Raw genomic sequence first — 22,773 nt, 5'->3', positions numbered from 1 at the left:
GATCCGGATCGTGTCGGCGAAGGTGCGGGCGCACCCGGGCCACACCACGCCCGCGTCGCACGGGGTGCGGAGTGTGGACCCCCCGAACGGAACGCGCTAGATCGCCAGCATGCAGACCCGGATGCGCGCCCTCCTCCTCGTGGCCGTGATCGTCGGCATGGGCGGCTGCGGCTACAACACCATCCAGGAACGCGACGAGCAGGTGCAGGCCGCATGGTCCGAGGTCCTGAACCAGTACCAGCGCCGCGCCGACCTCGTGCCGAACCTCGTGAAGACGGTGCAGGGCATGGCGGCGCAGGAGCGCGCCGTCATCGACTCGGTGACGCAGGCGCGGGCCAAGCTCGGCAGCATCCAGGCGACCCCTCAGCTGCTGAACGACCCGGACGCGTTCGCGCGATTCCAGGCCGCGCAGCGCGAGCTCGGCAGCGCACTCTCGCGCCTCCTCGTAGTCGCGGAGAACTATCCGCAGATCAAGTCCGACCAGAGCTTCCGTGACCTCCAGGCCCAGCTCGAGGGCACCGAGAATCGCATCACGGTCGCGCGCGGGCGCTACATCGAGGCGGTGAAGTCCTACAACCTCATGGTGCGCCAGTTCCCGTCGAACCTCACCGCCAAGCTCTTCGGCTACAGCACCAAGCCGAACTTCCAGGTCGAGAACGAGCGCGAGCTGTCGAAGCCGCCCACGGTCGACTTCGGCGAGCCGGCGGCGAAGCCGGCGCAGTGAGCCGACTCGGCGCCGCGCTCGCCGTGGCGGTCGCGCTCGTCGCGGCGGTCGCCACCGCCGACGTGCCGGTGCCCACGCTGACGGCGCGGGTGACCGATCTGAGCGGCGCCCTCTCTGCGAGCGAGAAGTCGGCGTTGGAGCGGCGGCTGCGCGACTTCGAAGCCGCCAAAGGCTCGCAGATCGCCGTCCTGATCCTGCCGACGACCGAGCCCGAGACCATCGAGCAGTACGGTATCCGCGTCGCCGACGCCTGGAAGCTCGGACGCAAGGGCGTCGACGACGGGGCCATCCTCGTCGTCGCCACCGACGACCGCACGCTACGCATCGAGGTCGGCTACGGTCTCGAGGGCGTGCTGCCCGACGCGATCGGCAAGCGCATCATCGACGAGGTGATCGTGCCCCGCTTCAGGGACGGTGACCTGCCCGGCGGGATCGCCGCAGGCGTCGACCGCATGATCGCGGTCGTCGACGGCGAGCCGCTGCCGCCGCCGACGCCGCGGAACGGGCTGCGGGACATCGGCCCCATCGCCATCCCGGCGCTGTTCGTCGGACTGCCGTTCGTGGCCGCGGTCCTGCGCTCCATGTTCGGCCGACTCGCCGGTGCCGTGATCGCCGCCGGCGTCACCGGGGTGGTCGGATGGCTCGCCGTCGGCTCGCTCGTCGTCGGCCTGGTGCTCGCCGTCTTCGCGTTCCTGATGGCCCTCGGCGGCGGCGTGCCCGGACGCGTCGTGCACGGCGACGGCTGGAGCGGCGGCGGCTTCGGCGGCGGCGGGGGCTTCGGCGGTGGCGGCGGGGGCTTCGGCGGCGGCGGCGCCTCGGGGAGATGGTGAGCATGCGTCCGCGTCGCATCCTGCGCCATCTGGCCGCCGGGCCGTTCCTGACGCGTCGGACGTTTCCGCCCGCCGTGCTCGACGCGATCCGCGATGCCGTCGCGCGCGCCGAGCGCGGCACGACGGGCGAGATCCGCGTCGCCATCGAGGTGGCGCTGCCGACGCGCGAGCTGCTCCGGGAGCCGTCGCCCTGCGAGCGCGCGCTCGACGTCTTCGGCCGTCTCCGCGTCTGGGACACGGACGAGCGCAACGGCGTCCTCCTCTACGTGCTGCTCGCCGACCACGACGTCGAGATCGTCGCCGACCGCGGCCTCGCCGGCGTGACGCCGGCGGAGTGGGCGACGATCTGCCACGACCTGACGCGCGCCTTCGCCGCACGGCGATTCGAGGCCGGGACGTGCGCGGCGGTGGCGGCGATCGGCGCACTGCTGCGGCGCGAGTTCCCCTCGGCAGACGGCGGGCGCGACCAGCTGCCGGATCGACCGACGCTGCTCTAGACCAGCCGCTCCGCGCCGTGGGTGATCTCCGCCGGCGCCAGGGCCGCGATCAGCACCACGGTCGCGACGTCGACGTACGTCTCGGGGTCGAGGACGCCGCCCAGCACGGCCATCTGTCCCGCACGCGTCAGCAGCTGCTCGTCGTAGAGCGCATGCGGCGCCGCGGCGCGCACCAGCGCGACGAAGGCCGCGAAGTTGCCGGCCCGCGTCGGCTCGAGCTGCGGACCGAGGCCGTCGTAGAGCAGCTCGTCCTCGTAGACGACCACGTCGGACACGCCGTGGGCGACGATGTGGAGGAACCCGATACGCTCCTCGGTGGCGCGGGTCGTCGTGGTGGTCGTGGTGCGCGTCATCATGAGGCCGCCGGTCATGACCGCGCGGACGGGATCGAAGCGGCGCCGGCGATGCTCCTCGGTGACGGTGTCGGAGACGATGCGCGTCCCGCGCAGGAGGAGCCCGATGCGCTCCCAGCGGATCGCGAAGGGGCTGCCGTCGCGCGTGGTCAGGTGCAGCGCCTCGTCGCGCAGCTGGAACGTGCGCGGGACCACCCAGAGCTCGCCCGGCCCGGCCGGGTCGATGTCGAGAACCAGCGGGGCGAAGCCGTGGGCCGCGAGCGTCACCGCGAGGCGATCGGCCTCGTCGCGCGCGGCGACGCGGGCCACGATGCGCGGGCCGTCCCCGCGCAGCCGCTGCTGCGCGTCCCAGACCGAGACGCCCAGCGCCTCGGCCAGGGCGTCTGGATCGGCGCGCGGGTGCTGGAGCGCCACGACCACCATGTGCCCAGGGTGCGCGCGGACGCGGCTGGTTTCCAGCAGCCCCGTTCGGCTCCACATGCGCGGGACCCGGTGCTACCCTCGCTCCCTGGAGTCGTCCATTTCCGTGGAGCGCGCCGCCCCGCCCTTCTTTCTCGTCGGCAATCCGAGGTCCGGCACCAAGATGCTCCGGGAGCTGCTGAACCGCAGCCCCGACGTCTGGATTTCGGACATCGAGTCGCACTTCATCCCGCACTTCACGCGGACGCTCGATCGCTATGGCGACCTGCGCGAGCGCACGGCCTTCGACGCGCTGGCGACCGCGCTCGAGGGCACGCGCGCCTTCTGGTACTGGCGCACGCGCGGCATCCGCATCGATCGCGACACGTGGTGGTCGCGCTGCCGGGCGCGCGACTGGCCGGGCGTCCTCGAGGCGCTCTTCCATTGCGTCCACGAGGAGGAGATCCCCGACCCGCCCCAGCCCTGGGAGACGATCGTCTGGGGCGACAAGACCCCGGTCTACATGGCCGAGCTACCCCTCCTCGCCCGTCTCTTCCCGCAGGCCCGCTTCATCCATCTCCTGCGCGACCCGCGCGACTGCGCGCTGTCCACCGCCAAGGCCTGGGGCAACTCGCCGCTGCGTACCGCACAGGAGTGGGCCGACCGCGTCCGCGCCTGCCGCACCGCCGGCGCGGCCATCGGCCCCGCGCGCTATCTCGAGCTGCGCTACGAGGATCTGACCGCCGACGTCCGCCGGCATCTCGGCCGTCTGTTCACGTTCCTCGGCCTTCCCACCCCCGCCGACGCCGGTACCTTCCTCCGCATCCCGGAGAACTACGGCGACGCCCGCGGTCGTACCGAAGTCGTCGCCGGCAACAGCCGCAAGTGGGAGCAGGAGATGTCGCGCTCCCAGCGCCGTCGCATCGAGGCCATCACCGCCGACCTGCTCGACGACCTCGCCTACCCGCGCGAGTTTCCCGACCTCCCCGTCCGGCGTCTCTCGCCGCTCGCCTACTCGGCATATCGCGGCCGCGACGCCCTCCGTCAGCTGGCGTTCCGGGCGCGGTCGGAGGGCGGGTGGATCCGCGGGCTCCGCTTCCTGCTGGCGCGCTGAGGAGGTTGCCGCCGTCGCGGCTCACGCGCCCGCCGGACGCTCACCCCGCCGCGTCGCCGTCCTCCCGGCACTTCGACGCCAGCCGGCGGAACGCCAGGAGGACCATCGCCTCGCGGGTGAGGGTTTCGGCGCGGCCGTCGCGGTGGCGCAGGCGGAGAAGCGCGCCGCTGGTGGCGCGGACCGTCGAGCCGGTGCCTTCGAGGAACTCGCGCGCGAGGGCGAAGTCGTCCGGGGTCACATGGACCCGCCCGGCCTGGAGCCAGGCGTCCGCCATGCGCACGGCAGCGACCTCGAAGCGGGTGACCACTGCACGCGGGCGGGTCTTGAGCAGATCCTGGTGATCCATGTGCCTCCTCCTGCCCCCCGCAGACGGGGGCGGTGGCGCACATGTGTCAGCCGGTCTGCTGGAGGACGCAGCGACGCAGGCGCTGTGCGCGCGGCACGGTCCGCTTCACCTGGCGGATCTCGGCGACGATCTGCCGCGTGCACGCGGGCGAGAGCATCTTCCTGCGGCGCAGCTTCCGCGCCGCGCGGATCGCCTTGCGCAGCTCGCGATGCGAGCCGTTCGAGAGCTTGCGCGCGCTGCGGACGAGATCCTTGGGCGTCGCCGAGATGTTCGGGGCGACGCTCGTCTGCAGGCGCACCCCGTTGCATCCGTTCTCGAACGACTGGCGCACGGCCGCGGGCACCGGCTCGCCGTCGCACGTCGTCAGGCCGCCGCTGCACTCGCACATCGCCTGGCCGAAGCACCGCGTGCCCGCGCACTCCTTCGAGACGACGAGGCAGATCGAGCCGCGGTCGCAGCAGTCCCAGTCGTAGAGGAAGCAGCCCACGCAGGTGCGGCACTGACCGCTGTCGGGACAATCGGCGTCGGTGATGCAGCAGCGGCCGTTGTCGACGTTGCTACAGCCGCTGACCGGATCCGAGAGGTCGTCGGTGCACGGGTTGGCGTCGTCGCAGCGCGCGGCGGCCGCGGGATCGACCGTGCAGCAGAGCGTGCCCGAGCAGTCCGCCTTGCAGTCGTCGCCGTCGACGGTGTTGCCGTCGTCGCAGACCTCGCCGGGCTCGATGAGCCCGTTGCCGCAGGTGCCGGAGGCGGTCGCGGCGACGCGCGCCTGCGTGACGCCGGCGGTGAATCTCCCGGCCGGCGCCACCACCGGCACGTACTCGTAGACACGGGACGCGCCCGGCGCGCCGACGAGGAGCCCGCCGGCGCCGGCGGCGACCGCGGCGCCGAAATGGTCGAAGGCGCCGGTGGCGGGGTTCGCGAGCGTCTGCCGGAGGGTGCCGCTGCCGAGGTCGAAGAGATAGGCGGCGCCGGTGTCCGGGCTGCCCGAATCGTCGCGCGGCGCGCCGACGAGGACGGCGTCGCCGAAGAAGGCGACCGCGCTGCCGAAGCCGCCGCCGCGCATCGGGTTGGGATGATCGAGGACCAGCAGCGGCATGCCGGTCAGCCGGTCGAACACGTAGACGCGGCCCGCACCGGCCATCGGCGCGCCGATCGCAGCGTGCGCGGTGCCGAGCGCGACCGCGGCGCCGAACAGCTCGTTCGGCACGCCCGTCGGATTGACCAGCGTCGCGAGGAGGACCGCCGTGTCGCGGGCGTAGAGATACGCCGCCCCCGTCGGCGCGGTGCCGTCGCGGTCGGACGGCGCGCCGACCAGGATCGTGCCGCCGTCGGCGGCCACCGAGGCGCCGAAGAAGTCGCCCGTCATCGGGGACGGCTTCTGGTACGTCACCTGCCGGTTGCCGGTGGCGGGGTCGACGAGAAAGGCGATGCCGCTGTCGAGCGGTCCTGCCAGCGGCGCGCCGACGACGAGGCTCGTGCCGCTGGGCGCGACCGAGAAGCCGAACTGGTCGCCGGCCTGCGCCCCGGGCGCGGCGAGCGAGCGCAGCAGCGCCGTGCCGTCGAACAGGTGCACGGCGCCCGCCGCCTCGTCCTGATCGGGCGCGCCGCCGACGACGATCGTGTCACCGAGCGCCGCCACGGCGCGGCCGAAGTTGGGCATGCCGCCGACCGGGCTCGTGATCACCGCGGCGCCGGCGTCGACGTCGAGCGCGGGAAAGCGCTGCACGGCACCGGTGCCGCCGGCGTCGCGCGGCGCACCGACGACGACGTCGCCGCCGAGCCCGGCGACGGCGGCACCGAACTCGGCCGCCGGCAGCCGGTTGCGGAACACCGCCTGGGTGACGCCGTCGGCCACCAGCACCGCAGCGCCGCCGTCGATGCTGCCGAGATCCGATCCCGGCGCACCGACCAGTACGCGACCGTCGCCCAGCCCCGCGAGCGCGGCGCCGAAGCCGTCGCCGGGGGCGCCGCCGGCGGTGCTCTCGATCGTCTCGAGGAGCGCGCCCTGCGCGAGATCGAAGCGATGCACGCGTCCGCCGGCGCCCTCGCCTGGCGCGCCGACGAGGAGCACGCCGTCGCGCACCGCCACCGCCGCACCGAACGCGCCCCCGGGAGTCGGCGTCGGCGACGTGAAGATCGCCCGCACGACGCCGCGCTCGCCGCCGACGAGATGCACGGCGCCGGCGCCGCCCGACGTGCCGGGCGCCCCGACCACGAGGTCGCGTCCGGCCGACGCGAGCGCGGCGCCGAAGCCGTCGCCGACCTCGGGCTGCGGCGACTGCACGACGAAGCGAACGTCGTTCTCGACGCCCGCGAACGCGACGACGCGCCCCGCGCGCGGCCCGCGGCCGGGTGCACCCACCGCGAGGCCGTCGACGGTGACGGCGAGCGCGGTGCCGAAGCGGTCGTCGCCGGTCGTGACGTCGGGCGCGACCAGGCTGCCGGTGAAGTCACCCGCCGGATCGAACAGCAGCACCCCGCCGGTTCCGGGCACACCCTCCCGCGGCGCCCCGGGCGCGCCCACGGCCACATGCCCCGCGACCACCGCGACCGCCGCCCCGACCTCCGAGCCCGCGACCAGCGTCGGCACGGTGAGGCGCAGCGGCGCGCGGTCCTCGAGCGATCGGAAGAGGTAGGCGGCTCCCACCTGCGTAGCGACGTCGCCGGGCGCGCCGACGACGAGACCGTCGCCGGCGCCCTCGCCCACCGACGCGAGCGCAGCGCCGAAGCGCCCGCCCGGCACCGGGTCGGCGGGCAGCAGCACGCGGACGATCCCCCCGAAGCCCGGGGTCCCGGGCACGCCCGCGACGTCGAGCACGAGCGCGGCGCCGGCGTCGGGACCGCCCGCGCCCTCGTGCGGCGCGCCGATCACGAGCCGCATACCGCGGGCGAGCACCGACGCGCCGAGCGCTTCGCCCGGCGCCCCGACCGATGGCAACCGTCGCAAGGTGCGACCGAGCGTCACCCGCGGCGGCGACGGAAGCGCCGGCGGCACCGTCGTCGTCGTGGTCGGGGGCGTCGTCGTCGTGGTCGTCGGGATCGGCATCGCCGCGAGCGTCAGCGCGTAGGCCCGTACGCCCTCGCAGCCGAGGTCGCTCGCGACGATGGTGTAGACGCCCGCCGGGCCGAGCGCCATGTCGCACGGCCCCGTGCAGAAGCGCTCGCCGTTGCCGAACGTCACGCGGGTGCCGGCGGGATCGAACAGCTCCCAGCGAATGCCGCTCTCGCTCGTCGGCCCGACGCCGATGCGCAGGCGCGCGCCCGCCTCGGCGTCGAAGGTGAACGCATCGATATCGCCGTTCGGCTCCAGCGAGTCCTCGAGCTGCTGCCCGAGCACGATCGGGCGCGTACCCGCGCAGGTCGGCCGCGGCGGCCCGTTCGTCCGGCCGTTGGCCGTCGCCGACACGGCCGCGACCGCGAGCCGGTAGAGACGACCGGGCTTTCCGCCGGGATCGACGACCATGAGGAAGTAGGAGCCGTCGACCGGCAGCGGCGCCGTCTCGCAGCGCCCGAAGCAGCGCTTGGCGCCGTCGGAGGTCGGCACGATCGCGCCGTTGGGAGCGAGCGCGTAGAGACGCCACCAGGGAGCCGGGGTGGCGCCGCACTGCTCCGCGTGGACGCCGATCGTCAGCACTTCACCGGCCTTCGCCACGAACGTGTAGAAGTCCGCCGTGCGCGGCGACTCGGCGACACGCGACTCGCCGCAGCGGATGACCGGCATCTCCGCGTGCACGGGCCCGGCCGCCATCAGCACGGATGGCACGACACAGGCAAGCAAAGTAGACAGCCGAAAGGCGGGACTCATGCGGAGCGCTCGGGCTCGGGAGTGGGCAGACTACTACCTGCGTCCTCTACCCGGAAGGCCTGGCGGCTGTACGTCGCGCATGCACGGGCGTCGGCATGGAGGACGCGCGCGGCAGAGGGCATGTGTCATGCGCCATCGTCGGCCGGGGTCGTACCAAAGGGCGGCGCGACGTGCGGCCTCGCCTTGATTCCCGCGCCACTCCGGGGGCATGGTCCAGCCTCCGTGCGCCACGGGCCGCCCGAAGCGATCCTCGCTATCCTGCGCTCCGCGCAGTCGGATACGCCCGACGCGCGGCTGCCCGACGTGCTCGACGCGTTCCGCCGCCAGTGGCTCGCGCTCGGGCAGCGACGTTATCCGTCCCTCGGCGCGGACGTGGAGGACGCCGTGCAGGACGCGCTCCTGAAGCTCGTCTCCTCCGACAAGCTCGAGCGCCTCCACGACGCCAGCCGGATCGAGGCCTGGGCACGCAGCATCTTCGTCCACACCGTGATCGACCTCGCCCGCGATCGGCAGCGTCATCAGAAGCGACGCGTCTGGATCGGCGGCCCGGAGGACGACGCCGAGGAGGCGCTGCGCGAGCGCGTGCCCTCCCACCTGCCCACCCCGGAGGAGATGCGCCGCCTGAAGGAGCGCCTCGAGATCGTGGCCGAGACCTGCCAGCGGCTGGAGGTCGCCCGCCTGCGGTTCGTCGAGGACCTCCCCGAGAAGGAGATCGCCGCCCGCCAGTCCCTCAGCCGGGACGGCGTCGCCGGGCAGCTCAAACGCATCCGCAAGGGCATCCGGACGGCCTTCGATGACACGGACTAGGGGTTTGTCCCGACACATGACCCCGGGAACGCCCGTCAGGGAGGTACGGCCGTGACGCACGAAGACGCCATTTCCGCATTGCTGGGTGCCAGGCCGGGGGACGCCCCCCTCCCCCGGCCCACGGCCGCCGCCTTCAGCGCCGCTCGCGAGCACGTGGCGCATTGCTCGGATTGCTGGGAGGCCCTGCGGCTGGCGCACGAGCTGGCGGCCGGTGCCGCCCCGCCCGGTGCAGATCGCATGGCGGCTCTCTTCGGCTGCGGCCAGACCCGGGACGACCTGTGGCAGCTCGTCGGCCTCGAGGCCGTCGCCATCCGCAACGGCCATCCCGACCTGGCCCGCCATCTCGGCTGGTGCCTCGCGTGCCGCGGCCGCCTCGCGGAGCTCGTGGTCGTCGAAGCCATCGCCGCTCGCGGCGAGCTCGGAGACGCCATCGCCGCTCCTGCCGCGGCACCCTGGCGCGACGTCGCCGGCCGCGCGGGCGAGACCGTGCGCGAGATCGTGGGCCGCATCGTCGTCGGCGTTCGTCAGGCCGCCGCCGCGTTCACCGAGGTCCCCGACGGCTTCGCGGTCCTGGCCCCCGCCGGGGGCGGCGCGATGCGCGGCGAGGCCGCGACGTTGCCGCACGCTGCACTCGGCCAGCACATGCAGTTCGCCCTCGCCGACTCCGGGCTGTGGGCCGAGATGGCGCTCGAGCCGGCGGGCCGCGAGCGCGTCGGGCTGGCGCTCTCGGTCTCGGGCCCCACGCCCCATCGGCTCTCCGTCCACCTGCGCGAGCTGCTCGCGGATCGCACCGAGCTGGTCGCGCGCTACACCGTTCACGACGTCACCCCGGTCCTCGTGAAGGGACTGCGGCCGGGGCGCTACGTCCTCGAGATCCACGAGAGGGACCAGGCGCTCCGCTTCAAGCTCCGTTTCGACGTCGAGCTCGGCGCGTGACACGCGTGGCCCGCGGCCTGGCGCACGCGGTGGACCCAGCCCCCCATCCGATGCTAGGTGCCGTCCTCCGAGACGACGTTCGTGCTCGACCGAGCAGGACCGACAGAGCTCCGCTGGCCGCGCGCCGACGCCTCGCCGCGCGGATCCGGCATCTCCCGAATGCGGCAGCCATCCGTCCGGTGATGCGGCTCGTCCCCGTTCTGTGGGTCGAGGCCGTCGGCGGTTCACTGCGATGGCGTCTCGACATACCGGAGCACGACCTCGGCGAGCCGCTGCACGAGGAGGTGCGCCAGCCGTGCGACGAGGCGACGCTTCGGGCCCTCGTCGACGGCGCGGCCGAGCTCCTGCACGGAGCCGAGCATGCCGGCTTCGCGCGCGAGGCGCAGGCGCGTGGCGCCGTCCTCTATCGCACCCTCGTCCCCGAGCGCCTGCGGCCGAAGCTGCGCGCGCTGGCCGGACGACCGCTGCTCGTCAGCACCTCGCTCACGGGGCTGCCCTGGGAGCTGCTCCACGACGACGAGGAGTTCTGGGGGCTGCGCTACGGCCTCGGCAAGCGGCTGCTGCTCGATCGCCCCGTCGCGGCGCTCGGCAGCGCGGGGCCTGCAGGGGCGCGGCCGCGCGCCCTCGTCATCGCCTCCGACCCGCGCGGCGACCTGCCGTTCGTGCGCCGCGAGGCCGACGCCATCTGCGAGGCGCTGGAGGCGCGCTGCGACGTCGTCTGCATCGCCGATCGCCTGGCCACGTTCGACGCCGTCAGCGCCTACCTCGGCGAAGGCTTCTCGCTCATCCACTGGGCGGGGCACGTCGTCGCCGACGCCGCGGGCACGCCCGGGCTGCTGCTCGCCGACGAGCGCGTCCTCTCGCCGCACGTCGTCGAGTCGAACCTCGCGGGCCGGCCGCTGGTGTTCCTCAACGGCTGCGCCAGCGCACGCGGCGCCTCCACCGGCGGCGAAGGCGACGGCGGCGCCTGGGAGGCGACCGTCTCGAGCGTCGCCAACGGCTTCCTCTTCGGCGGTGCGCTGGGCGTCGTCGGCACCCTGTGCGAGGTCAGCGACCGCCATGCCGCCCCGCTCGCCGAGCGCTTCTACGCGCAGGTCCTCGGTGGCGCCACGCTGGGCGAGTCGCTGCGCCACGCGCGCGCCGGCTGCCGTGCCGACGTCGACTGCGAGCGCTCGCCGAGCTGGCTGTCGTTCGTCCTCTACGGCAATCCCGGGCAGCGGCTGCTCGCGCCCCCCGACGACGAGACCCCGGCGGCGCTACCCGTCGTCGTCGAGGCGCCGACGCCCGGCGCCCTCCCGGCCCGCGGCGCCGGTGCGTCGGCGCTGCGCGATCGGCGGCGCTGGCTCACGTTCCTGCTTCTCGTGATCGCGATCGCCGGCGGGGTCCTGTGGCGCCATCGGGTGCGGCCGGCGTCCCCGCTCGTGATCGGCGTCATGGAGGTGAAGGCCCGCGGCGCCGCGCCGGCGTGGATGCGCGAGCTGACGCGCGACGGGCTCATCACCATCCTGAGCAAGTTCCCGCCCATGCAGGTGGTGTCGCGCCAGAAGATCGACTTCGTGCGGACCAAGCGCCAGATCGGCGAGCTGGAGGCGGCGGAGGCGCTCGGCATGACGCGGCTGCTCTCGGCCACGGTCTCGGTCGACGCGTCGCTCGTGACCCTCGACCTCGAGGTGATCGACCCCGCCAGCGGCATCCTCGTCGCGAGCGAGCGGGTGCAGGGGCCCGAGTCGGAGCTGATGCACCTCGAAGCGGAGTTCGCGCTCCAGGCGCTGCGCGCCCTCGGGTTGTCGCCGACGGCCGAGCAGGTCCAGGCGGCGCTCGCGACCCGCGGACCCGAGACGCTGCGCGCGTACCGCCTCCTCAGCGAGACGCTCGGCGAGCCGACGCCGCCGTCCGGCGGCACCTCCGGCACGACGCCGCCGCCCACCCCCGATCGGCCCGCCCCCGACACCTCGTGGCTCTTCGACGGCGGCGTCGCGTTTGCGCAGGCGCCCGACGACGACGAATCCGCCATCCGCACGCTGCTCGGCCGCTACGCCGAGGCACTCCAGGCCAAGAGCGTCGAGCGCCTGGCCGCCCTCCAGCTGACCATGAGCGACGCCCAGCGGGCGTCGCTCGACCGCTACTTCGCGAACGCCGGCGACCTCGCGGTGCGCATCGACGACGTCGACGTGCTCGTCGAGGGCGACGAGGCGCTCGCCACGTTCACGCGCCTGGACGCGTTCACCGACGGCGGCACCGGACGTACGATGCGGCTCGAGGTGCGCATCACGGGAACCCTGGTGAAGAACGCGGGCGCCTGGAAGATTCGCGGGCTGCGGGAGCCGTCGTGAAACGCCGCATGGCGGTCCTCGTGCTCGGCGTCGCGTGCCTCGTCGCCGCGCCGCCGGCGCAGGCCGACGAGCTGCGCGACCAGTTCCGGGCCCGCACGCGGACGGGCCAGCGTGTCCGCACGCTCCTCTCCCCGCTCGGCCGCCTGCTCGCCGATCAGATGTCGCGCGCGGTGCCGGTGACCTCGGGTTCGCCCGGCGTCACCTTCCGCTTCGACTACGCGAGCGGCGCCTTCGAGCGCGAAACCGAAGTCCTCGGCCAGCTCTTCGTCGAGCAGGCGAAGACGATCGGTCGCGGCAAGTGGAACGTCCGCATGAACTGGTCGTACATCGACTTCCGCTCCATCGACGGCATGGATCTCGACGACCTGCACGACACGCATCCACCGATGGTCACCGACGTGGGCGGCATCCAGGGCACCGTGCGCGTGCCCAAGCTGTCCCTCGGCATCGTCACCAACCAGGTGACGACGAGCGCCACCGTCGGGCTCACCGACGATCTCGACCTCGACCTCACGATCCCCGTGCTCTACACCGAGCTCGACTTCGCGCTCAGGCTCAAGCCCACCGGCGCACCGCTCCAGCAGGACGACGAGGCGCTCGACCACTTCGGAATCGGCGACATCCTCCTGCGTGCCAAGTACCGCCTCCTCTACGGCGACCACGGCACGGTCGCGGCGGGCCTCCAGCTGCGCTTCCCGACGGGCAGCCGCGGCGACTTCCAGGGTACCGGCGTCTTCGAGGTGAGCCCCGCGCTCTATGCGACCTCGCGCGCGTATCCGCTCGGTGGACCGTTCAGCATCCGCGGCCACGTGAACGCGTTCGTCGACTTCAACACGAACGACGTCGCGCGCAGCCAGGCGCGCGCCTCGCTCGGCCTCGACCTCCACATCGGCAGCCGCGCGACGCTGGGCCTCGCATTCCTCGCGCGCGAGCCGTTCGCGAAGATCGGCGGGCCGGGCACCTTCGACTGGCCGCGCTGTCGCGCCAACCCGGCCACCGGCGCATGCGACGGGCCGATCACCTACGCGCCGGTCTTCGGGCTCAGCCGCGGGCGGCCGAGCTTCTACGATCTCGCGATCGGCGGGCGTACGCTCCTCTGGCGCGACACGCTGATCGGCTTCGTCAGCGTCCTCGTCCCGCTCAACGACGACGGCTTCCGCGCCGAGGCGATCCCGATCGTCGGCATCGAAGCGGCGTTCTAGTGTCCCGAGTCCGAAGTTCGTTGCCGAGGATCGGGTGGGATCGCGCCGCCCGGCGCGGCGCGACGACGAGGCATGGCCGTCGCCATGGTGAGGAGGAGCAACGCAGGCGGGCGGCGTGAGATCGCCCGAGATCTGGTGACGAACTTCGGGCTCGGGACACTAGAGCCGCACGGCGCCGACCGCGGACACCACGCGACGGATCGCCTCGGCCTGGTTGTGGGCGTCGAGCTTCGCGAGCACGTGCCGCAGGTGCGTGCGCACGGTCGCGCGGCTGACGGCGAGCGCGCACGCCGCCTCGTCGAGCGTGCAGCCCTCGACCAGCAGGGCGACGAGCCGCGCCTCGGACGGGGTGAGGCGGAACAGGTCGCGCAGCACCACGGCCGGAACCTGCGGCGGCCGCGCGGGATCGCGCACGACGAGGAGCACGGTCGCGTCGGCCGCCGCGATCCCGCGCGGCAGGGCGCTCGCCAGGAGCTGGAGCGGGCGGCGGCCGCTGGGACGCGGCAGCGCGAGCACGCCGCCCTGGCCGCGCGCGGTCGCGGCGACCAGCCGGCGCAGCGCCCCGGTCGTGCGCCGGTCGGCGGCGTGGAGGCCGTCCGCGCCCTGGCGCAGGCCGTCGCCGCCGCGGAGCAGCGCACGCCCGCGCTGGTTCTGGTGCAGCACGCGCCCGCGGGCGTCGAGCATGAGGATGGCCGGATCGACGGTCTCGAACGACGCCTCCATGGCGAGCCGGGCGGCTTCCGCGGCGGCCAGCCGATCCTCGCGTTCGGCGGCGCGCTGGAGATGGCGCAGCACGATCTCGACCGCGGCCGTCTCGTCGGCGTCGAGATGGCCGCGCGCACGGCTGCGCGCGAGGCTCACCACGGTGATCCCGCGCGCCGGCGTCATGACCACGCCGAAGCCGCCGCAGCCGAGCCCCTGCGGCCGCAGCCACTCCTGGAAGTACGCCGAACCCAGCAAGGCACCGTCGTCGCAGACCGACGCGGCCGGGATCCATCCGCCGGGCGCGAGGCGCGCCGGATCGACGCGCTCGCCGTAGGCGTTGTGCTCGGGCCGGCCCCAGCGCGCATCGTAGGCGCGACGAAACGCGTCGTCGTGCCCGACCGTGACGTCCATGCGGCTGGCGCCGGTCGCGGGGTCGAGCGTGAAGAAGCCGAGCGCCGGACAGCGCACCAGCGCGCCGAGCCCCTCGAGCACGGCCGGCCAGCGCTCCCGCCGCGCGCCGAGATCGTGGATGAGGCCAATCAGCTCCGTGGGAACGCCCATGCCGCGCCCGGACTATCGCACGCCGGGCACGCGCGGCGTCAACCGACCGTCGCTCGCGGCGACGCAGCGTCATCGCGCGCCGGATGCGCGCCGGCGGCGCGCGCCCGTGGCGCGCATGGCGGCGGCCCGCGGCGCCGGGTCCGCCCCCGCCACCAGCTCCGCGGCGACCTCGGCGATCGCCGCGCGCAGGATACGGGCGACCACGTCGATCTGCGCCGGGGTGATCACCAGCGGCGGACAGAGGACGAGGAGATCGCCGCTCGCGCGGACGATGAGCCCGCGCCGCAGAGCGGCCTCGCGGATACGCAACGGGACGCGGTCCTCGGGTGCGAACGGCGCACGCGACGCCCGCTCGCGCACGATCTCGATCGCCGCCATGAGCCCGCGCGCGCGCACCTCGCCCACGATCGGCAGGTCGCCGAGCGCCTCGAGCCGGCGGCGGAACTGCGGCGCCTTGCGGCGCACGTCGGCGACCAGGCGTTCGCGCTCGAGGATGTCGAGGTTGGCCAGCGCCGCCGCGCAGGCGACGGGATGGCCCGAGTACGTGAAGCCGTGGTGCAGGACGAAGTCCTCCCCCGCCCCGACGAGGACGTCCCACACCCGGTCGTGCAGGATGACGCCGCCGAGCGGCTGGTAGCCGCTCGTCACGCCCTTCGCGAAGACGAGCACGTCCGGCACGACCCCGGTGTGCTGGATGCCGAACATCTTGCCGGTACGCCCGAAGCCGGTGATCACCTCGTCGACGACGAGCAGCAGGTCGTACCGGTCGCAGATGGCGCGCAGGCGCTCGAACCAACCGGCCGGCGGTACGATCACGCCGCCGACGCCCTGCACCGGCTCGACGATCACCGCGCCGACGCGCGCCGGTCCCGCCTCGACGACGACCCGCTCCAACGCGTCGATACAGGCGACCGCGCACGCCGGACGCGCGAGCCCGAGCGGGCAGCGCCAGCAGTACGGCCGCGGCGCGCGGTGGACGCCCGGCATCATCGGCCCGTAGTGGCGGTGGAAATTGTCGAGCCCGGTGAGGCTGGCGGCCCCCGTCGAGGAGCCGTGGTAGGCGCCCTCGAGGGCGACGAAGCCGATCTTGTCCGGCTGGCCACGCAGCCGCCGATACAGGCGCGCGAGGCGGATCACGGTCTCGTTCGACTCCGAGCCGCCGGACGTGAACACCACGTGCCGCAGGCCGGGCGGTGCCAGGCGAGCGAGCCGCGTCGCGAGACGGATCGCGGGCTCCGAGGTGAAGCCGAGCAACGTCGGCACGAAGGCCAGCCGGCGCGTCTGCGCGGCGACGGCGCGCGCGATCTCGCCGCGTCCGTGGCCGACGCCGACGTTCCACAGCGCGGCGAGACCGTCGATGTACCGCTTGCCGTCCGCGTCCCACACGTGGATGCCGCGCCCGCGCACGAGTCGCAGCGTGCCGCGGCGCCGGGCCACGGCCGGCGAGCCGAAGCCGTGGATCAGGTGCGCACGGTCGAGCCGATCGAGCACGTCTCGCACCCGCTCCTACGAGCATTCCGTCGCGGCAGGCGTCAAGCCGCGGACGCGGCGCGCGGCTCAGGGCGTGGCGCTCGCGGTCTTGCTCGGCGCCGCGGGCGCCTTCTTCGCGCTGCGCGCGGACGCGCCGCCGGCCCGGGCACCGGCGTTGGGAGCGGTCCTGGCAGCGGACTTGGCGGTGTTGCTCTTCGCAGGCGCGGCCTTCGCGGGTGCAGTCCTGGCGGGCGCAGGCTTGGCGGACGCGGGCTTGGCCGACGCCGTCTTGCCCGCCGACTTGGCGGACGCCGGCGCCGAGGCTGCCTTCGCCGCGCCGGTCTTCTGCGCACTGCGCTTGGTGGTGGCGGTGGGCGCCTTCTTCGCCGCGGCCGCGCGGCGCTTGGGCGCGGGCTGCTGGGCGGCCATCTGGGCGTCCGGGTCGTCGATGCGCTGCGCGAGCAGCAGCACCGTGTCGACGTACGCATCGGAGCGGTTGTAGTGCCAGATCACGCGCCGCTTCTCGGCGTCCGTGCTGGTCGGCGTCCAGCCGAACGAGGCCAGGTAGCGCGCGCAGGAGCTGGCGGCGTCGGCGGTCGAGAAGAGGTCGACGTGGCCGTCGCCGTCGCCGTCGCGGCCGTGCTTCAGATAGCTCGTCGGCAGGAACTGCGGGTTGCCGAACGCGCCCGAGCCGGAGCCGCGGATCTCGAGCGGATCGTACTGGAGGCGGTCGGCGACGGCGAAGGTGGCCAGCACCTCGGGATAGAACGTGTCCTCGAGATAGCGGCCGCGCGCGCGCACGCGCTCGACGGTGACCGGATCGCCGGCGCCGTGGCGCTCGATGTTCCAGCGCAGGTTCGCGGGCTCGTTCGCCATCGCGAGGCGCGCGAGGCGGTGCAGGATGCGGCTCGTGCCGACGTTCCGCCCGCAGCCGGTCTCGACGTACATGATCGCCGCGACCACGGTGCCCGGCACGCCGTGCGTGACCTCGGCCGCGCGCAGGACCTCGAGGTGCTGGTCGTAGCAGCGTCGCGCCGCCTGGGCCGCGGCCGCGGTGCGGAAGTTGCGGTAGCGGGAGGTCGGCTCGCGCGGATCGAGCCCGAAGGGCAGGCCGTCGAACGCCGGCATGCGCGGATCGGAGAACGTGCGCACGGCGCGCTCGCGCGGGACGCCGTCGGCGACGAGCTTGTCGACGAGGTAGTCCCAGCCGCCCACGTCGGCGTGCGCGACGCCCGCCGCGAGCAGGGCGAGCCCCACCGCCAGTCCCCCGATCGCCCCCCGCCACGTTCCCGCCGTCCACGTCCTTTTCATGCTGCGCTCCACCACCACGACGTCGTGTCCCGCGACCGTTCTAGCGCACTCCCTCATGTCGGCACAGCGACGGTGGATCTTGAGCCCGGCTCAGCCCTCGAGCACGGCGCCGTCGGGGACCACCCGCGCGCCGTCGCCCGCGCGCAGCGTGACGTTGCCGCGCGCCACCGCCCGGCCGGCGAAGCGGACGTCGCCCTCGACGACGAAGCGCGCGCAGTCGACGAGCGAGGGCGCCCCGGCGGGGAAGCGCGCCTCCAGCTCGGGCACCTGGCGGAAGAAGGTCTGGTCGAGATCGACGTAGAGCGGCCCCAGCGTGCGCCGCGGCGACACGACCACGTGCCAGTCCGGCGCCAGCAGGTAGGCGTCGGACCAGAGCGCGAGCAGGTCGGACGTGGTCTTCACCGGCACGAGCCGCGCCCGCGGCACGCAGAGCGCGCGGGCCCCGGGGAAGATCGCGATCGCGGCGCCCATCGCGCTCTCGAGCTGCACCACGCGGGGCGAGCGCGGATCGTCGGGATCGACCGGCTTCTCGTTGGCGATCAGCGGCAGCGGCAGGACGCCGCGGTAGGCGTCGAGCGCGCTGCGCAGCGCGCGCAGGTTCACCCACAGGTTGTTGGTGTTGAAGTAGCGGTGGACGGCGATGTCCTGGAAGTCGGCCCTCTCGTCCTCGGGGCACTGCGCGCTCTCGCGCAGGAGGAGTCCGCCGTCACGGCCGCGCGCGAGGTGCCCGCCCTTCTTGTCGGCCTCGGTCCGCTCGGCGACCTCCATCGCGAAGGGTGCGCCGCTCGACGCGAACCAGCCGAGGATGTCGAGGTCGAGCACGGCGCCGAGGTTGTCGGCGTTGGACACGAACGCGTGCTCGAAGCCGCCGTCGAGCAGCGCCGCCAGCGTGCCCGACGTCTCCAGCGCCGCGTAGATGTCGCCGTGCCCGGGCGGACACCACTCGTGCTCCGGCTCCCGCGGCCACGACACCGGCGCGAGCCCGTCGCGCGTGATGCGCGGCACCTTGTGCTGGAGGAAGTCGAGCGGGATGCCGAGCACCGGCAGCGTCGGATACCTCGCGAGCGCGGCGAGCGAGGCGTCGCGGGTGCGGAAGCTGTTCATGAGCACGAGCGGCAGGCGGCAGCCGTGCTCGCGGCGCAGGTGCAGGACCTGGCCGACGATGACGTCGAGGAACGAGTGCCCGTCCTTCGCGGGCAGAAGCGACTTCGCCTGCGTCATGCCCATGGTCGTGCCGAGGCCGCCGTTCAGCTTCACGACGACGGTACGGTCGAGCGCGACGCGGCCGGCGTCGCGCACGTCGTGGAGCTCGGTGCTGCGCGGCAGGTCGTCGACGGGGCTGATGTCGCGGCACGAGATGGTGCCCTGCTCGCCGGCGGCGAAGCGCGTGAACGCGTGCCGGAAGGTCTCGATCGCGAGACCGGGAAGCCCCGCGCCGCGCATCTTCTCCGCGAATCGCGCGAAGGGATCGGACGCCATGGTCGGCCGACTTACCATCGCCCACGCGGACGCGCCACGCGGACGCGCCTCGCGGACGCGCCTCGCGACCGCGCATCCGACACGGCACGCGCCACGCACGGGGCGGCGCGACTTGACCGGCTCGCGCAGCGGATGGGAAGCCGGAATCCGATGCGGACTCGTCTGCTCGCCCCCGTGCTCGCCGTCGCCGTCCTCGCCGCCGCGCCGTGCGCCGATCTCCTCGTGCCGGAGCCGGCCGACGCCGCCCCCGTGAAGACCGCGCGCTGCCGCCGTGCGGCCAGCAAGCTCGAGGCCCTCGAGCGCCGCATCGAGCGCGCCCGCCGCGCGCGGCCCGCACGCGCGAGGCGGCTCGCCCGCCTCGGCCGCTCGATCGCCGACCGCTGCGTGGCGCTCAACCAGGTGCAGGTGCTGGGAACGCACAATAGCTACCATATCCAACCCGGCCCGCAGCTGTTCCCCATCCTGGTCGCCTTCAGCCCGCTCTTCCTCGACGTCGAGTACACGCACGTCCCGCTGGAGGAGCAGCTCGAGACGCAGGGCATCCGCCAGATCGAGCTCGACGTCTTCGCCGACCCGCACGGCGGCCTCTACGCGCGCCGCGGCGCCCTCACCGTCATCGGCCGGGACCCCGACACGAACATCCCCGAGCTGCTCGCGCCGGGCTTCAAGGTCCTGCACACGCAGGACGTCGACTTCGAGACCACGTGCCTCACCTTCGTCGACTGCCTCCGCACGGTGAAGGCGTGGTCCGACGCCAACCGCGGCCACCTGCCGATCATGATCATGGTCGAGCTGAAGGACGACCCGATTCCCGACCCCGGCCTCGACTTCGCGATCCCGATCCCGATCCTCGGGCCGGAGCTCGACGCGCTCGACGCCGAGATCCGCAGCGTCTTCCCGCCGGAGCGGCTGATCACGCCCGACGACGTGCGCGGCAAGGCCGCGACGCTCGACGAGGCGGTGCGCACGCGCGGCTGGCCGTCGCTGCGCGAGAGCCGCGGCCGCGTGCTGTTCGCGCTCGACAACGGCGGCGCCAAGTCGGCGCTCTATCGGGAAGGCCGCCCGAGCCTCGAGGGCCGCGTGCTCTTCACGAACGCCGATCCCGGCGCGCCCGACGCCGCCTTCGTCAAGCGCAACGACCCGATCGGCGACACCGACATCCCGGACCTCGTCGCCACGGGCTACATCGTGCGCACACGGGCCGACGGCGACACGCGCGAGGCCCGCAGCGGCGACACCGCGCCGCGCGAAGCGGCGCTGGCGAGCGGGGCCCAGTACGTCAGCACCGACTACCCGGTGCCGAACCCGGACTTCGGTACCGGATACCAGGTCGCGATCCCCGACGGCGCGCCGGGCCGCTGCAATCCGGTGAACGCGCCGCGGGGGTGCCGGTCGTGGGCGCTCGAGACGCCCACCGACTGACGTACGCGAACGGCCTACTGGCAGGCCGGGTTCTTCTTCAGGTTCTCGAGCAGCGTGTTGCAGGTGCCGACCAGCGAGCTCTTGCCCTCGGGCGTCGCGGCCGTCTGCTTGAAGCCTTCCGTCTGCGCGTCGAGGGCCTTGTTGAGCGTGTCGCGGCCCGCCTCGGGCAGCTTCGGCAGGCAGGCGTGGAACGCGGCGATGTAGTCGTCGCACTCCTTCACGCCGACGCCGCTGTCCGCGGGGCCGCCCCCATGCTCTCCGCCGCCGCAAGCGATCAACGTCATCGCCGTCGCCACCATCAGGGCACCGAACATCTGTCTCATAACGACCCTCCTTCCGGCGCCCGCCTGTATCCGGGGTGGCTGAGGGGCGCAACCTGCGACGAGCCCAAGCGCGGCGCTTGCGTCGTCCGACCGGCACCGGATGGTGGGCCGCCATGGCCGCATCGCTCGCCGACGACCCGCATCCGCCGCTGCCCGACGAGGCGCGCGCGGCGCTGCTCGAACGCTTCAACGCGATCAACCGCCCGCTCTTCGGCGGTCACCTCGGCTACCGCCTGGTCGACGCACGGCGCGGCTGGGCGCGGCTCGAGGTCGAGAGCCGTCCCGAGCTGACGAACCCGCACGGCGTCATGCACGGCGGGGCCAGCTTCGGGCTCGCCGATTCGGCGGTCGCCGCGGCGCTGCTGACGATCTATCCGCCCGGCAACGCGCTGCTCACCATCGAGATGAAGATCAACTACCTCGAGCCCATCGCCGGCGGCACCGTCGCGGCCGAGGCGCGCGTCCTGCGCGCGAGCCGGCGCAGCGCCTACGCCGAGGTCGACGTGCTCGCGGGCGGCAAGCTCGCCGCCCGCGCCACCACCACCTATATGATCAAGCCGCCGCCCGGCTGAGGCACCGCCGCCGCGTCGTCGTCGAGCGGCGCGAGCCCGCGGATGGCCGGGCCGGCCAGCCGCGCACCGTCGGCGGCGAAGCGCGAGCCGTGGCAGGGGCAGTCCCAGGTCGCCTCCGCCTCGTTCCAGGCGACGATGCAGCCGCGGTGCGGGCAGACCGCCGAGCGCTCGGCGACGCGACCGTCCTCGTCGCGGTACACCGCGACCTTGCGCAGGCCGCGGCGAACGACGGCGCCGTGGCCCGGGCGAATCGCCTCGACCTCGGCCACGTCGCCGGGCGTCAGCCAGCTGCCGAGACGTGCGGCGACCCCGAGCGCACCGCGTGAGAGGTCGCCGACGGCGCGCAGCCGCAGCCGGCTCGGGTCGTAGACCTCGGACCAGGGATTGCCGCGGCCGGCGATCTCGTCGGCGACCAGCATGCCGGCGATCGTCCCGTGCGTGAGGCCGGTGCCCGAATCGCCGGTGGCGATCCAGACCTGCGGGCGGGAGCCGACGCGGCCGATGAAGCCGAGCCCGTCGAGCGACGCGAGCACCTGTCCCGACCAGCGATGGGTGACGTCGCCCAGCATCGGGAAGCGCTCCCGCGCCCAGGTCTCGAGCCGATCCCAGCGTCCCGGCGACGCGCCGGCGTCGCCGGTGCGATGGTCCTCGCCGCCGACGACGAGCAGGTCCGCGGCGCCGTCTGGCCCCCGGACCACCCGCACGTAGTGGAACGGCTCCGCCGTGTCCCAGTACAGCGCCACCGGCACCGTCCCCGCCGGGATCGTGGCCGCGATGGCGTAGGTACGATTCGCCACCTGCTTCTCCTCGAGCCCGTGGACGTCGGTGAGCGGCGCATGGGTCGTCAGCACGACGGCATCGGCCTCCACCGTACGCTCGCCCGCCACGACGACGCGGACCGGCCCGTCGCCGCCGAGCTCGACGGCGCGCGCGCGATAGACGTGGCCGCCGTGGCGCTCCACGGCGGCCGCGAGGCCGCGCAGCAGGCGCACCGGATCGCACTGGGCCTGGTGCGCGATGCGCAGGCAACGCCCGGTGGCGAGACCGCGCACGGGCGGGTGCGTCGCCTCCTCGACGTCGAAACCGACCTGGCGCGCCGCCGCCGCCTCGTCGTCGAGCCGCCGGGGATCGTCGCCGGGCTGCGGGCAGAGCCAGCCGTCGACGCGCTCGAAGCCGCAGTCGATCTCCTCGAGCAGCACGATGGCCTCCAGGCGATCGATCGCGGCGGCGTGGCTGCGGGCCGCGAGCCAGGCCCGCTCCTGGCCGTGGATGCGCACGATGCGCGCCCATCCGTCGTCGAGCCAGGTGGTGAGGTGCGCCGTCGAGCGGGCCGTGTCGCCGCAGACGACGCCACGCTCGTCGAGCACGACGACGCGCCGCCCCTCGCGTGCGAGCAGATACGCGCTCGCGAGCCCGGCAGCACCGGCACCGACGACGCAGACGTCGGCGTGCACGTCACCCGTGAGCGGCAACGGACGCGCGGCGGCCTCGGCGAGCGGGTCGATCCACGGCACGCGATTCATGCGGTCCCTCCTCCCGGCCCGCCGCACCAGCGCGCATGGCCACACCCGCAGAGCAGCA

Annotated in this window: 19 protein-coding genes; 10 read left to right on the top strand and 9 right to left on the bottom strand. The window is 74.0% G+C overall.

The genetic code is table 11. The features are described from left to right. The first annotated feature begins 121 nt into the window (after positions 1-121). The 3 genes from KIT14_09935 to KIT14_09925 are packed head-to-tail and all read left to right on the top strand — an operon-like array spanning position 122 to position 2,051. Complete coding sequence (locus KIT14_09935) at positions 122-724, top strand: LemA family protein (GenBank protein MCW5890861.1); 603 nt, start codon at positions 122-124, stop codon at positions 722-724. Then, positions 721-1,554, top strand: coding sequence for a TPM domain-containing protein (locus tag KIT14_09930; protein MCW5890860.1), 834 nt, complete (start codon positions 721-723; stop codon positions 1,552-1,554). The genes KIT14_09935 and KIT14_09930 overlap by 4 nt, the downstream gene beginning before the upstream one ends. Then, the gene (locus KIT14_09925) at positions 1,548-2,051 is read left to right on the top strand and encodes a TPM domain-containing protein (GenBank protein MCW5890859.1); all 504 of its coding nucleotides are present in this window, start codon (positions 1,548-1,550) and stop codon (positions 2,049-2,051) included. Before KIT14_09930 ends, KIT14_09925 begins: the two co-directional genes overlap by 7 nt. On the opposite strand, the gene KIT14_09920 is transcribed toward KIT14_09925, so the two are convergent. Then, on the bottom strand, positions 2,048-2,827 hold the full coding sequence (locus KIT14_09920; GenBank protein MCW5890858.1) for a hypothetical protein: 780 nt from the start codon (positions 2,825-2,827) through the stop codon (positions 2,048-2,050). The two genes, KIT14_09925 and KIT14_09920, sit on opposite strands and share 4 nt — an antisense overlap. 103 nt (positions 2,828-2,930) lie before the next feature. Between KIT14_09920 and KIT14_09915 the strand changes: the two genes are divergently transcribed. After that, on the top strand, positions 2,931-3,917 hold the full coding sequence (locus KIT14_09915) for a sulfotransferase (protein MCW5890857.1): 987 nt from the start codon (positions 2,931-2,933) through the stop codon (positions 3,915-3,917). A 40-nt stretch (positions 3,918-3,957) separates the two neighbouring features. Here the strand turns inward: KIT14_09915 and KIT14_09910 are convergent, their stop codons facing one another. Both KIT14_09910 and KIT14_09905 read right to left on the bottom strand, forming a co-directional pair. After that, the gene (locus tag KIT14_09910) at positions 3,958-4,263 is read right to left on the bottom strand and encodes a hypothetical protein (protein MCW5890856.1); all 306 of its coding nucleotides are present in this window, start codon (positions 4,261-4,263) and stop codon (positions 3,958-3,960) included. 46 nt (positions 4,264-4,309) lie between these two features. Further along, complete coding sequence (locus KIT14_09905; protein MCW5890855.1) at positions 4,310-8,014, bottom strand: hypothetical protein; 3,705 nt, start codon at positions 8,012-8,014, stop codon at positions 4,310-4,312. A gap of 279 nt (positions 8,015-8,293) precedes the next feature. Between KIT14_09905 and KIT14_09900 the strand changes: the two genes are divergently transcribed. The 4 genes from KIT14_09900 (at position 8,294) to KIT14_09885 (ending at position 13,349) form a co-directional block, all read left to right on the top strand. After that, positions 8,294-8,878: a sigma-70 family RNA polymerase sigma factor gene (locus KIT14_09900; protein ID MCW5890854.1), complete on the top strand. Its 585-nt coding sequence runs from the start codon at positions 8,294-8,296 to the stop codon at positions 8,876-8,878. Positions 8,879-9,115: 237 nt separating this feature from the next. Continuing rightward, entirely contained in the window at positions 9,116-9,814 is a 699-nt protein-coding gene (locus tag KIT14_09895) for a hypothetical protein (GenBank protein ID MCW5890853.1), read from the top strand. 182 nt (positions 9,815-9,996) lie between these two features. Continuing rightward, complete coding sequence (locus KIT14_09890) at positions 9,997-12,147, top strand: CHAT domain-containing protein (GenBank protein ID MCW5890852.1); 2,151 nt, start codon at positions 9,997-9,999, stop codon at positions 12,145-12,147. Positions 12,148-12,155: 8 nt separating this feature from the next. After that, positions 12,156-13,349, top strand: a complete 1,194-nt coding sequence (locus KIT14_09885) for a transporter (GenBank protein MCW5890851.1) — start codon at positions 12,156-12,158, stop codon at positions 13,347-13,349. Positions 13,350-13,508: 159 nt separating this feature from the next. Here KIT14_09885 and KIT14_09880 read toward each other — a convergent pair whose 3' ends face one another. The 4 genes from KIT14_09880 to KIT14_09865 all read right to left on the bottom strand — a co-directional run bounded on the left by KIT14_09880 (position 13,509) and on the right by KIT14_09865 (position 18,839). Next, positions 13,509-14,615: a hypothetical protein gene (locus KIT14_09880; GenBank protein ID MCW5890850.1), complete on the bottom strand. Its 1,107-nt coding sequence runs from the start codon at positions 14,613-14,615 to the stop codon at positions 13,509-13,511. Positions 14,616-14,684: 69 nt separating this feature from the next. Further along, complete coding sequence (locus tag KIT14_09875; protein ID MCW5890849.1) at positions 14,685-16,115, bottom strand: aspartate aminotransferase family protein; 1,431 nt, start codon at positions 16,113-16,115, stop codon at positions 14,685-14,687. A gap of 57 nt (positions 16,116-16,172) precedes the next feature. Then, the gene (locus KIT14_09870; protein MCW5890848.1) at positions 16,173-17,396 is read right to left on the bottom strand and encodes a lytic murein transglycosylase; all 1,224 of its coding nucleotides are present in this window, start codon (positions 17,394-17,396) and stop codon (positions 16,173-16,175) included. Positions 17,397-17,486: 90 nt separating this feature from the next. Then, a complete protein-coding gene (locus KIT14_09865) occupies positions 17,487-18,839 on the bottom strand; it encodes a UTP--glucose-1-phosphate uridylyltransferase (protein ID MCW5890847.1) in 1,353 nt (450 codons plus the stop codon). Positions 18,840-19,025: 186 nt separating this feature from the next. Here KIT14_09865 and KIT14_09860 point away from each other — a divergent pair, with 186 nt between their 5' ends. Next, complete coding sequence (locus tag KIT14_09860) at positions 19,026-20,297, top strand: phosphatidylinositol-specific phospholipase C1-like protein (GenBank protein MCW5890846.1); 1,272 nt, start codon at positions 19,026-19,028, stop codon at positions 20,295-20,297. Positions 20,298-20,311: 14 nt separating this feature from the next. Here KIT14_09860 and KIT14_09855 read toward each other — a convergent pair whose 3' ends face one another. Further along, a complete protein-coding gene (locus tag KIT14_09855; GenBank protein MCW5890845.1) occupies positions 20,312-20,620 on the bottom strand; it encodes a hypothetical protein in 309 nt (102 codons plus the stop codon). 113 nt (positions 20,621-20,733) lie between these two features. Between KIT14_09855 and KIT14_09850 the strand changes: the two genes are divergently transcribed. Next, positions 20,734-21,192 (top strand): PaaI family thioesterase, encoded by a 459-nt coding sequence (locus KIT14_09850; GenBank protein ID MCW5890844.1) that lies wholly within the window; start codon positions 20,734-20,736, stop codon positions 21,190-21,192. Here the strand turns inward: KIT14_09850 and KIT14_09845 are convergent. After that, on the bottom strand, positions 21,165-22,715 hold the full coding sequence (locus KIT14_09845; protein ID MCW5890843.1) for an FAD-dependent oxidoreductase: 1,551 nt from the start codon (positions 22,713-22,715) through the stop codon (positions 21,165-21,167). The two genes, KIT14_09850 and KIT14_09845, sit on opposite strands and share 28 nt — an antisense overlap. Positions 22,716-22,773: the final 58 nt, after the last annotated feature.

Source organism: bacterium (genome assembly GCA_026129405.1).
In the GTDB taxonomy this organism is placed as follows: domain Bacteria; phylum Desulfobacterota; class Binatia; order DP-6; family DP-6; genus JAHCID01.
This window is presented reverse-complemented; position numbering and strand designations above follow the sequence as displayed.